The organism is Duganella aquatilis, assembly GCF_009674565.1.
Classification (GTDB): Bacteria; Pseudomonadota; Gammaproteobacteria; order Burkholderiales; family Burkholderiaceae_D; genus Rugamonas; species Rugamonas aquatilis.
Window position 1 is genome coordinate 69,739 of record NZ_WKJL01000020.1, and the last position, 11,258, is coordinate 80,996.

An 11,258-nucleotide genomic window follows, 5' to 3' on the forward strand; every position below is an offset into this window, starting at 1 on the left:
CGCCCTTTTTGCAGGTTCACTTCTTATGGAGATACCGCATGACCATGTCCTTCCGCCGCACCATGCTCGCGGCATCGATCGCGCTGCTGTCGGCTGGCGCCCTGCACGCAGCAGAGACCAGCAAGCCCGCCGTCAAAAACGATATCGCCATTCCCGATATCCCTTACACCCGTTTCGTGCTGAAGAACGGCCTGACGCTGCTGGTGCATGAAGACCACAAGACCCCGGTGGTGGCGATCAACACCTGGTATCACGTCGGTTCCAAGAATGAAAAGCCGGGCAAGACCGGCTTCGCCCACCTGTTCGAACACCTGATGTTCAGCGGCAGCGAAAACTTCAACCAGACCTATATCAATGCGCTGGAGCGCATCGGCGCCACCGACCTGAATGGCACCACCAACGGCGACCGCACCAACTACTTCCAGAACGTGCCGACTTCGATGGTCGATTACGCGCTGTTCGCCGAGAGCGACCGCATGGGCCACCTGCTCGGCGTGCTCGATCAGAAGAAGCTGGACCTGCAGCGCGGCGTGGTGCAGAACGAAAAACGCCAGGGCGAGAATCGTCCTTACGGCGTCACGCGCCAGCTGCTGGCCGAAAACACCTGGCCGGTCGGCCATCCGTATTCATGGACCACGATCGGCTCGATGGCCGACCTGGAAGCGGCGTCGATGAGCGACGTGCAGGAATGGTTCAAGACCAACTACGGCCCGAACAACGTGACGCTGGTGCTGGCCGGCGACATCACGCCGGAACAGGCGCGTGAAAAAGTCGAGAAGTATTACGGCGATATCCCGGCCGGCCCGCCGCTGGCCAAGCAGCAGGAATGGATCGCCAAGCGCACCGGCACCCACCGCGGCACGGTGCAGGACCGCGTGCCGCAGGCGCGCATCTACCGCGTGTGGAACGTGCCGGGCGTGCACACGCCAACCGAACCGCTGCTGGACCTGGCGGCTCAGGTGCTTGGCGGCGGCAAGACCTCGCGCCTGTACAAGCGCCTGGTGTACAAGGACCAGCTGGCGACCGAAGCCAGCGCCTTCAACTCCACCTCCGAAATCGCCGGCCAGTTCTACATGGTGCTGACCGCGCGTCCGGGCGTCGATAGTGCGAAGATGGAACGCGCCGGCGACGAAGAGCTGCAGGCGCTGATCAAATCCGGCCCGACCGCTGCGGAACTGGAGCGCGCCAAGACCACCATGCTGGCGCGCTCCACGCGCACCATCGAACGCATCGGCGGCTTTGGCGGCAAGAGCGACCTGCTGGCCGGCTGCGCCACCTACACCGGCAATCCGGACTGCTACAAGGACGACCTGAAGGCGATCAAGGCCGCCACCCCGGCGCAGGTCAAGCAGGCCTTGCAGGCCTGGCTGACCGATGGTGATTATGTGCTCGACGTGCAGCCGTATCCGACCAACCTGGCCACCACCGCGAAGCTGGACCGCAGCCAGCCGCCGGCCATGGGCAAGGCCGAGACGCTGAAGCTGCCGCCGATGCAGACCGCCACGCTGTCGAACGGGCTGAAAGTCGTGCTGGCCGAGCGCCATGCGGCGGCGCTGGTCAACTTCTCGCTGATCGTCGATGCCGGCTATGCCTCGGACGTGGCGAAAACGCAGGGTCTGGCCAGCCTTACCGGCCGCATGCTGGAGGAGGGCACCACCAGCCGCAGCGCTTCCGCCATCAGCGAACAGTTTGAAGCGCTGGGCGCGGAATTCTCGGTCGGCGCCAGCCTCGATAGCGCCAACGTCAACCTGAATGCGCTGAAGGCGACGCTGCCGAAAGCGCTGGAGGTGTATGCGGACGTGATCCAGCATCCGGCCTTCGCAACGAATGAACTGGAGCGCCTGAAGAAGGACCGCCTGGCGGCGATCGCCCGCGAGAAGGCCAATCCGCAGTTGATGGGTTTGCGCGTGCTGCCGCAGCTGGTGTATGGCGCCGGCCATGCCTACGCGGTGCCGGTCACCGGCAGCGGCGCCGAGGCGTCGGTCAGCGCCTTGCAGCGCGACGATCTGCTGAACTACCACCAGAACTGGTTCAAGCCGAACAACGCCACGCTGCTGGTGGTGGGCGACACCACGCTGGCCGAAATCACGCCGTTGCTGGAAAAAGCCTTCGGCGGCTGGAAGGCCAACGGCGCGGCGCCGAAGAAGGACATCGCGACCGTGGCGCCGCAAGCCAAGCCGCTGGTCTACCTGATGGACAAGCCAGGCGCGCAGCAAAGCGTGATCTACGGCGTGCAACTGGCGCCGCCGTCGAACGCGCCGGACGAGGTGGAACTGTCGGTGGTGAACGACGTCTTCGGCGGCACCTTCAGCTCGCGCATCAATATGAATCTGCGCGAGGACAAGCACTGGTCGTATGGCGTCAACGCCAGCCTGTGGTCGGCGGTGGGGCAGCGCCTGTACCTGAGTTCTTCGCCGGTGCAGACCGACAAGACCAAGGAATCCTTGCAGGAGCTGGTGCAGGAGTACGCCAACATCGCCGGCGCCAAGCCGATCACCGCCGCCGAACTGGCGGACGCGCAGACCAACGAGACCCTGAGCCTGCCGGGATCGGTGGAAACCGCCGGCCAGCTGTCTGGCTTCTACGGCAATATCATTCGCTACAAATTGCCGGAAGATTATTACAACACCTACACCGCCAAAGTGACGGCGATGACGCCGGCGCAGGCCAATGCGCTGGCGGCGCGCTCCATCACGCCGCAACGCCTGGTGTGGCTGGTGGTGGGCGACTTGAGCAAGGTGGAGGCGGGCGTGCGTTCGCTGAACATCGGCGAAGTGCGCAAGATCGACGCCGACGGCAAGCTGCTGCCGTAAGCGGCTCCCGCCCCGTGAAAACCGGCCTTTGCGCCGGTTTTTTTTCGTCCGCCAGCAAGGATTTTCGTTTGATGCTAATATTTAGCATCCTAAGTATATCCGAGCGAGTCCACAATGAACGGCTACGACAAAACCCTGATGACCCTGACCCACACGCTGATCCACTCGGCGCGCGCCTACCAGGCTGCGGCCGACGCGGTGGCGTCGACTTTCGAGCTGTCGCACGCCAGCGCCTGGCCGGTGCTGATGATTTCGCGCCTGGGCGACGGCGCCCGTCCGGGCCAGGTGGCCGACGCCGCCGGCATCGAGGCGCCGTCGCTGGTGCGCATCGTCGACCAGCTGGTGGCGGCGGGCCTGGTGCTGCGCCAGGACGACCCGAGCGACCGCCGCGCCAAGACCTTGTGGCTGACCGCGGAAGGCCGTCGCATCGCCGACCGCCTGGAGAAGGCGCTGGCGCCGTTCCGCCGCGATCTGTTCAAGGAGATACCGCAGGCCGACGTGGAAGCCTGTGTGCGCGTGCTGGTCAAGCTTGACCAGGTGCTGGCCGGGCGTCACGCGGGTTAAGCAGGCGGACGCCATGAAAATGCCGACCATGCCGATCATGCCGAAGGGGAGCGAGATGCTGTTCTCGGCCAAGTGCTTTGGCGCCTCCATGCTGGCGCTGTACATCTCGCTGGCCGCCGGCCTGCCACGTCCGTTCTGGGCCATGATGACCGCCTACATCATCGCCAGCCCGTTTTCCGGCGCGGTGCGTTCCAAGGCGCTGTTCCGCGTCTGCGGCACGCTGATCGGCAGCACCATGACCATCTTCCTGGTGCCGCGCCTGGCCAATGCGCCGGAGCTGCTGTCGCTGGCGCTGGCGTGCTGGGTGGGCGTGTGCCTGTACGTGTCGCTGCTGGACCGCACGCCGCGCTCCTATATCTTCATGCTGGCCGGGTACACGGCGGGCCTGATCGGCTTCCCCGCCGTGACCGACCCGTCGGCGATCTTCGACACCGGCCTGGCGCGGGTGGAGGAAATCACCATCGGCATCCTGTCCGCCACCGTGGTGCATTCGCTGGTGTTCCCGCAGGGCGTGGGACCGGTGCTGCTGGGGCGCCTGGACCGCGCCATCGCCGATGCGCAGCGCTGGATGCGCGACGTGCTGCAACCGGGCGCCGACAAGGCGCAGGCCGTGCACACGCGCCTGGCGCTGGCCGGCGAGATCAGCGAAATGCGCGTGATGTCGACCCACCTGCCGTTCGACACCTCGCACCTGCGCTGGACCGCCGGCATGGTGCACGGCCTGCACGACCGCCTGAGCGTGATGGTGCCGCTGCTGCTGGCGGTGGAAGACCGTTTGAACACGCTGCGCGAAGTCGATCCCGCCAGCCTGGCGCCGTGGGCCAGGCTGCTGGACGACACCGCTGCCTGGGTACGGGCCGGCCGCGACGCCGATCCCGCGCGCGCCGCCCAGCTGCGCGCCGAACTGGCGCAGCTGAAACCGGCGCTGGCCGTCAATGCCAGCTGGAGCGAGATCCTGCGCCTGAACCTCGCGCAGCGGCTGGACGCCCTGATCGAAGCCTGCGAAGACGGCCTGGAACTGCGCAGCAACGTCGACGCCGTGACGCGCGGCGGCGCCTCGGCCTATGCGCCGCACCTGAAACCATCGGTGCTGCACCGCGACCACGGCATGGCCCTGCGCTCGGCGCTGGCGGCGGTGATCACCATCCTGCTGTGCTGCGCGTTCTGGATCCTGACTGCCTGGCCGGCCGGCGCCGCCGCGCCGATGATGGCCGGCGTGCTGTGCTGCTTCTTCGCCACGCAGGACGATCCGGCGCCGGCCATCCTGGCGTTCCTGAAATGGACGCTGATCTCGATGCCGGTGGGCGCGTTCTACATCCTGTGCGTGCTGCCGGCGGTGCACAGCTACGAAATGCTGGTGCTGTCGATCGCGCCGGTATTCCTGATCGGCGGCGCCTTCATGCCGCGTCCCGCCACGGCGGGCAGCGCGCTGGCCTTCCTGATCGGCATGGCCGGCACCTTGTCCTTGCAGGATACCGGCACGCTGGACATTCCGACCTTCCTGAACAGCATGGTGGCGCAGGTGTTCGGCTACATCGCCGCCGCCGTCATCACCACGCTGATCCGCACGGTGGGCGGCGACTGGATGGCGCAACGCATGCTGCGCACCGCGCGCCGCGAAGTGGCGCAGATGGCGCAGGCCACGGCGCGCGAGCCGCTGCTGAAGATTTCAGCGCGCATGGTGGACCGCATCGGCCTGCTGATGCCGCGCCTGGCCATCGCCCATCCGACGCCGGAAGCGCGCGCGGTGGCGGTGGATGGCCTGCGCGAACTGCGCGTCGGCCTGCACGTGGCGCAGCTGTGCGGCTTGCAGCAATCGCTGGAGCAGGCCGGCGTGACGCTGCAGCCGCTGATGCAGAAGCTGGGCCGCTATTTCGGCAGCGGCGGCCATGCCCACGGCCAGGCGCCGGCGGCGCTGCTGGAACGGCTGGACGGCACGCTGCGCGCAGTGTGCGCGGCCACCGAAGGCGCCGCTGCCGAGGCGCGCCCACAAGCCGCCGCCGCGCTGGCCAGCATGCGGCGCGACCTGTTCCCGCGCGCCGCCGCCTATCAACCGGAGATTGCATCGTGATCGCTGAACTGAGTCTGTACGGACTATACGTACCCACCTTGCTGCTGCTGTCCATCCTCGCGCTGATCTGCACGCGCGTGCTGGGCAAGCTGCTGATGCGCGTCGGCTTCTACCGCCTGGTATGGCATCCCGCGCTGTTCGAATTTGCGCTGTTCTTTATTTTCCTGGGCAGCTTCTCCACACTATTAATGAACCGGGGCTAAACATGAACCTCAAAAATATCGTGCTGGCCCTGGGCCGGTTTATCGTCACCATGATCGCGGTGGCCATCGCCTGCGTGCTGGGATGGCGTCTGTGGCAGCACTACGAAGTGGAACCGTGGACCCGCGACGGCCGCGTGAAGGCGGACGTGGTGCAGGTGGCGCCGGATGTCACCGGCCAGGTCACCAATGTGCTGGTGCACGACAACCAGCAGGTGAAAGTCGGCGATGTGCTGTTTGAAGTGGACCGCGCGCGTTTCGAACTGGCCTTGCGCCAGGCCGAGGCGGCCGAGCAGGCGCAGCGCGCCACGCTGGACCAGGCGCTGAAGGAATCGCGCCGCAACAACGACCTGCGCGACCTGGTGTCGGCCGAGACCCGCGAGCAGGGTTCGTCGCGCGTCGACCAGCTGCGCGCCGCGCTGGCGCAGGCGGTGGTGGCCCGTGACGTGGCCAAGCTGAATCTGGAACGCACCCGCGTGCTGTCGCCGGTGAACGGCACCATCTCCAACCTGGACCTGCGCAGCGGCTCCTACGTCAGTGCCGGCCGCGCCGTGCTGGCGGTGATCGACAGCGATTCCTACTATGTCGAAGGCTATTTCGAGGAGACCAAGCTGCCGGCGATCCAGGTCGGCGACGCGGTGGTGGTGCTGCCGATGGGCGAATCGCTGCGTCTCAAGGGCCACGTGGAAAGCCTGTCCGGCGGCGTGGCGGACCGCGACCGAAGCACGTCGGCCAATCTGCTCTCCAGCGTCAACCCGACCTTCAACTGGGTGCGCCTGGCCCAGCGCATTCCGGTGCGCATCAAGCTGGACGCCTTGCCGGCTGGCGCGCGCCTGGTCGCCGGCCAGACCGTGACGGTCGACGTCACCAAGAAATCGTGATGCGGAGGATGCGATGAACTCCCTGAAAATCCTGAGTGGCGTGACCCTGGCCGCCGCGCTGGCCGCGTGCAGCACCGTCGGCCCCAATTACAAAGTGCCGGAGCAGGCCGTGGTCAAGCGCCCGGAAGCGGCGGCGCCTTTCCTCGGCGCCGAGGAAGCAGCCTATAAATCGGCGCCGCTGCCGGCGCACTGGTGGCGGCTGTACGACGATCCGGTGCTGGACAAGTTGATCCAGCAGGCGTTTGCCGCCAACACCGACCTGCGCGTGGCCGCCGCCAACCTGGCGCGCACCCGCGCCGTGCTGGATCAGGCGGAAGAAGAACGCAAGCCGGAAGTGAGCGTCAGCGCCGCGCCGGGCGTGGGCCGTTCGTCGGGCGTGCCGATCGGTTCGCCGAAGGCGCTGCCGGACAAATTCAACTACGACGTCGGCGTGCGCGTCTCCTACCAGACCGACATGTTCGGCAAGATCGCCCGCGCCGTGGAAGCGGCCAACGCCGACACCCAGGCCGCGCAGGCCGGGCTGGATCTGGTGCGCGTGACGGTGGCGGCCGACACCGCGCGCGCCTACGCCGACGCCTGTTCGGCGGTGCGCCAGATCGCCGTCGCCCAGCAGGCGGTGGCGTTGCAGCAGAAGTTCGTCGCGCTGACGGATGAACGCATCCGCGCCGGCCGCGGCACCAGCATCGACGGCGCCCGTGCCCGCAGCCAGCTGGCGCAGATGCAGGCTGCCTTGCCGCCGTTGCAGGCGCAGCACCGCACCGCGCACTATCGCCTGGCCGCGCTGACCGGCCTGACGCCGAAAGAGATGAATATGAACCTGCTGCAGTGCCAGGCCGCGCCGCGCATCACGCAGCAGATTCCGGTGGGCGATGGCGCCGCGCTGCTGCGCCGCCGTCCGGACATTCGCCAGGCCGAGCGCACTCTGGCCGGCGCCACCGCGCGCATCGGCGTGGCGACGGCGGACCTGTACCCGAGCATCAGCCTGGGCGCATCGGTCGGCAGCACCGGCCTGCTGGACCACTTCGGCGCCGCCAACGCCTCGCGCTGGAGTCTCGGCCCGCTGATTTCGTGGACGCTGCCGGACACCGGCTCCGCCCGCAGCCGCATCGCGCAGGCGGAAGCCGGCACCGACGGCGCGCTGGCCAGGTTCGACGGCACGGTGCTGAACGCGCTGAAGGAAGTGGAAACCGCGATGACAGTCTACGCGCGTGAGCTGGACCGCAACGCCGCGTTGAAGACCGCGCGCGACGAGAGCGCGCTGGCATCCGAGCAGTCGCACCGCCTGTACCAGTACGGGCGCACCGATTTCCTGTCGGTGCTGGACGCCGACCGCACGCTGGCCGCCACCGACGCCGCCTGGGCCGCCTCCGACGCCGCGCTGTCGACCGACCAGATCGCGCTGTTCCTGGCGCTGGGCGGCGGCTGGGAACCGCAGTAAGAATGGTATGCTATCGCCTTCGTTCATAAGGAGTTAGCATCATGGGACTGGCGGATCAGTTATTAAAAGCCGGCTTGGTCGACAAGAATAAAGTCAAAGTCACCAATCAGAACAAGAGCAAGCAGCAGAAAGAGAATCGCCGCAGCGGCACCGAGACCGTGGACGAGGCGCGTCTGGCGGCGCAGGAGCTGCAGCGCCAGAACGCCGAGAAGGCGCGCCTGGCCAACGCCCAGCGCGACGCCGCCGCGCAGCAGAAAGCCATCGCCGCGCAGATCACGCAGATGGTGCAGCAGAATAAGCAGAGCAAGGGCCACAACGGCGACATCGCCTACAACTTCACCTTCGGCACCAGGATCGAGCGTATCTACGTGACGCCGGCGGTGCGCGAGCACCTGGTGGCGGGCCGGCTGGTGATCGTGGGCGAGGGCGGCAGCTACGAGCTGGTGCCGCGCGTGATCGCCGACAAGATCGCCGAGCGCAATCCGGACATCGTGGTGCGCGTCAAGCAGGCCACCACCGAAGTCGAAGAGGACGATCCATACGCCGCCTTCAAGATCCCCGACGATCTGATGTGGTAAGCGTTTAGCGGCGCGGTTTGCCGAAGACCTGCGTCCAGTAGGTCAGGCCGTCGCGCTGGTCGGGCGTGACGGCGTAGGCCGCGCCCATTTCGGTGAAATCCGGATTCATGATGTTGACGCAGTGCCCAGGGCTGGCCAGCCAGCCGGCCACCGCCTCCTGCGGCGTGTAGGCGCCGAAGGCGATGTTCTCGCCGATGCGGCTCCAGTTGTAGCCCATGCCGAGCGCACGGTCGCCGACGTTGCTGCCGTCCTTGCCGGTGTGGTTGAAGTAGCGCCTGAGCGCCATGTCGCTGCTGTGGCCCAGCGCGGTCGCGCCCAGTTGCGGATTCCAGCTGACCGGCGGCGCTGGCGGAAACGACTGCTCGCCGCAGGTGCGCCCGCTGGCGCGTGCCGCATTCACTCCCTCCAGAATAATCATGCCGGCGTCGCGCCAGTCCGGATAGGTGGCGGACGGCAGCGGCGGGGCCGCGTGCGCCAGCACCACGGTCCAGTCGTTGCCGTTGTGCGCGACGCCGATGTCGGTGTAGCTGGCGTTGAGCAGCGCGCGGCAGTAGGGCTGGCGCATCGCGGCCATGGCGTCCTGCGGGCTGGCGGCGCCGCCGACCGAGATGGCGTCCGCCTTGCTGTTGGCATAGCCGGCGCGGTCCAGCGCGGCCGACAGGATCACGCCGGGAGCGAGGCGCACGGCGGCCAGCAGCGGCTGCGGCGTCAACGCCGGCGCCGGTTCCGGCTGCGCACCCTGGCACAGGCCGGGCGCGGCGCGGTAGGCGTTGATCATCGCCGTCAACTGATCGGCGTCCGCCTGCGGCGCGGCCGGCGCGGCGCCGGCGCTGAACAGACAGGCGATCAACAATGGCAGTTTGGACAAGACGGCTCCCGATGAATAGGCGTGACCGTCCATGATGTCACAGCCGCGCGCAGGCTACAATGGCTGATGTCTTTCGGGAGCGACAGATGGCGATAGAGTTAAAAAAGGAAGTGCGCGACGAACTGGTGTTGTCGATCCAGCGCTACTTCGAAGAGAACATGGACGACAAGATCGGCAACATCGCCGCTGGCGGCCTGCTGGGCTTTGTGCTGGAGGAGATCGGCCCGGTCATCTACAACAAGGCCGTGGCCGACGTGCAGGAACGCCTGCAGATCCGCGTGGCGGACCTGGAATTCGAAGTGCACGAAGAAGAATTCCAGTACTGGCGCAAATGCGACCAGTCGCCGCGCCGCCGCTGATCCAGCATTGATCGGTTACAGGTAGCGCGCCAGCAGGGCGCGGTCCAGCGACGCGTCCAGCGCGATGCGCACGATATGGCCGCTGCCTGGCGCCACGCGGATGTCGGCGCCGTCGTCGGACAGCATGCGCGTTAGCGCGACGTCGCGGTTGCCGCCGGGATGAATCACTTCCAGCCTGTCGCCAACGGCGAAGCGGTTCTTCACGTCCACGCGCGCCCAGCCATCCGCCACGCTCAACACATCGCCGACGTACTGGCTGCGGTTCGCTTCCGAAGCGCCGCGCATGTAGTTCTGGTAGCTCTGCGTATGGTGGCGCTGGTAGAAGCCGTCGGTGTAGCCGCGGTTGGCCAGGCCTTGCAACTGGCCGAGCAGGTCGATGTTGAACGGGCGGCCGGCCACCGCGTCGTCGATCGCCTGACGGTACACCTGCGCCGTGCGCGCCGCGTAGTACAGCGATTTGGTGCGGCCTTCCACCTTCAATGAATCGACGCCGATCCTGACCAGGCGCTCGATGTGCTCCACCGCGCGCAAGTCCTTGGAGTTCATGATGTAGGTGCCGTGTTCATCTTCCATGATCGGCATCAGCTGGCCCGGACGTTCGGCTTCCTCGATCAGGTACGCCCGGGCGGCCAGCGGATGGCGCGGCTGCTGGTGCAGCGACGAGAACGGACGCTGCTCGGCTTCCTGCAGCGCTTTCTGGAACTGCAGCGGAATCACCTGGGCGAAATCGCCGGTGGCGTCTTCCTGCGCGGGCTGCACCTTGTAGTCCCAGCGGCAGGAGTTGGTGCACGTGCCCTGGTTCGGGTCGCGGTGATTGAAGTAGCCGGACAGCAGGCAGCGGCCGGAGTAGGCGATGCACAGCGCGCCGTGCACGAACACCTCCAGCTCCATTTCCGGGCACTGCTGGCGGATCTCCTCGATTTCATCGAGCGACAATTCGCGCGACAGGATCACGCGGGTCAGGCCCATGCGGTGCCAGAACTTGACGTCGGCCCAGTTGACGGCGTTGGCCTGCACCGACAGGTGCACCGGCACCTCCGGCCACTTGTCGCGCACCATCATGATCAGGCCGGGATCGGCCATGATCAGCGCATCGGGCTTCATGGCGATCACCGGTTCCATGTCGCGCAGATAGGTCTTGAGCTTGGCGTTGTGGGCAAAGATATTGCTGGCGACGAAAAACTGTTTGCCGCGCGCATGGGCGCCGTCGATCCCTTCCTGCAGCGCCTGCAGCGTGGAAAAGTCGTTGTTGCGCACGCGCAGGCTGTAGCGCGGCTGGCCGGCGTAGACGGCGTCGGCGCCAAAGTCGAAGGCGGCGTGCATCTTGTCGAGGGAGCCGGCGGGCAGGAGGAGTTCGGGGGCTTTGAGCATGGAAGGCGGGCAAAGTGGTGGATTCTAGTGATCCAGTCCAGCCGATTCTTTGCGCCAGATCAAAAAATTGCCGACTCAGGGCCGGAGCGGAAGGCTCGCTGGCTACCAGCATGCA

Annotated in this window: 10 protein-coding genes; 8 read left to right on the forward strand and 2 right to left on the reverse strand. The window is 66.8% G+C overall.

Going from position 1 to position 11,258, the window contains the following annotated elements:
• Positions 1–38: 38 nt before the first annotated feature.
• From GJ698_RS22660 to GJ698_RS22690, 7 genes are all read left to right on the forward strand, one after another.
• On the forward strand, positions 39–2,813 hold the full coding sequence (locus GJ698_RS22660; protein WP_208023870.1) for a M16 family metallopeptidase: 2,775 nt from the start codon (positions 39–41) through the stop codon (positions 2,811–2,813).
• Positions 2,814–2,927: 114 nt separating this feature from the next.
• Positions 2,928–3,377, forward strand: a complete 450-nt coding sequence (locus tag GJ698_RS22665; protein WP_166454931.1) for a MarR family winged helix-turn-helix transcriptional regulator — start codon at positions 2,928–2,930, stop codon at positions 3,375–3,377.
• 13 nt (positions 3,378–3,390) lie between these two features.
• On the forward strand, positions 3,391–5,448 hold the full coding sequence (locus GJ698_RS22670) for an FUSC family protein (RefSeq protein WP_154360131.1): 2,058 nt from the start codon (positions 3,391–3,393) through the stop codon (positions 5,446–5,448).
• On the forward strand, positions 5,445–5,651 hold the full coding sequence (locus GJ698_RS22675) for a DUF1656 domain-containing protein (protein ID WP_166455295.1): 207 nt from the start codon (positions 5,445–5,447) through the stop codon (positions 5,649–5,651). Before GJ698_RS22670 ends, GJ698_RS22675 begins: the two co-directional genes overlap by 4 nt.
• A 2-nt stretch (positions 5,652–5,653) precedes the next feature.
• Positions 5,654–6,529, forward strand: a complete 876-nt coding sequence (locus tag GJ698_RS22680) for an efflux RND transporter periplasmic adaptor subunit (protein ID WP_154360132.1) — start codon at positions 5,654–5,656, stop codon at positions 6,527–6,529.
• Between the two features lie 13 nt (positions 6,530–6,542).
• Positions 6,543–7,967 (forward strand): efflux transporter outer membrane subunit, encoded by a 1,425-nt coding sequence (locus GJ698_RS22685; RefSeq protein WP_154360133.1) that lies wholly within the window; start codon positions 6,543–6,545, stop codon positions 7,965–7,967.
• 41 nt (positions 7,968–8,008) lie between these two features.
• Entirely contained in the window at positions 8,009–8,545 is a 537-nt protein-coding gene (locus tag GJ698_RS22690; protein ID WP_154360134.1) for a DUF2058 domain-containing protein, read from the forward strand.
• A gap of 4 nt (positions 8,546–8,549) precedes the next feature.
• Here the strand turns inward: GJ698_RS22690 and GJ698_RS22695 are convergent, their stop codons facing one another.
• On the reverse strand, positions 8,550–9,413 hold the full coding sequence (locus tag GJ698_RS22695) for a CAP domain-containing protein (RefSeq protein ID WP_229260127.1): 864 nt from the start codon (positions 9,411–9,413) through the stop codon (positions 8,550–8,552).
• A gap of 86 nt (positions 9,414–9,499) precedes the next feature.
• On the opposite strand from GJ698_RS22695, the gene GJ698_RS22700 reads away from it, so the two are divergent.
• Positions 9,500–9,772: a DUF2164 domain-containing protein gene (locus GJ698_RS22700; RefSeq protein ID WP_154360136.1), complete on the forward strand. Its 273-nt coding sequence runs from the start codon at positions 9,500–9,502 to the stop codon at positions 9,770–9,772.
• Positions 9,773–9,787: 15 nt separating this feature from the next.
• Here GJ698_RS22700 and trhP read toward each other — a convergent pair whose 3' ends face one another.
• On the reverse strand, positions 9,788–11,143 hold the full coding sequence (trhP, locus tag GJ698_RS22705) for a prephenate-dependent tRNA uridine(34) hydroxylase TrhP (protein ID WP_154360137.1): 1,356 nt from the start codon (positions 11,141–11,143) through the stop codon (positions 9,788–9,790).
• Between the last annotated feature and the right edge of the window lie 115 nt (positions 11,144–11,258).

Bases quoted from the DNA above. Each gene is read 5' to 3' on its own strand.
- GJ698_RS22690 (WP_154360134.1), top strand. From the start codon at position 8,009: ATGGGACTGGCGGATCAGTTATTAAAAGCCGGCTTGGTCGACAAGAAT.
- GJ698_RS22660 (WP_208023870.1), top strand. From the start codon at position 39: ATGACCATGTCCTTCCGCCGCACCATGCTCGCGGCATCGATCGCGCTG.
- GJ698_RS22665 (WP_166454931.1), top strand. From the start codon at position 2,928: ATGAACGGCTACGACAAAACCCTGATGACCCTGACCCACACGCTGATC.
- GJ698_RS22680 (WP_154360132.1), top strand. From the start codon at position 5,654: ATGAACCTCAAAAATATCGTGCTGGCCCTGGGCCGGTTTATCGTCACC.
- GJ698_RS22700 (WP_154360136.1), top strand. From the start codon at position 9,500: ATGGCGATAGAGTTAAAAAAGGAAGTGCGCGACGAACTGGTGTTGTCG.
- GJ698_RS22670 (WP_154360131.1), top strand. From the start codon at position 3,391: ATGAAAATGCCGACCATGCCGATCATGCCGAAGGGGAGCGAGATGCTG.
- GJ698_RS22685 (WP_154360133.1), top strand. From the start codon at position 6,543: ATGAACTCCCTGAAAATCCTGAGTGGCGTGACCCTGGCCGCCGCGCTG.
- trhP (WP_154360137.1), bottom strand. From the start codon at position 11,143: ATGCTCAAAGCCCCCGAACTCCTCCTGCCCGCCGGCTCCCTCGACAAG.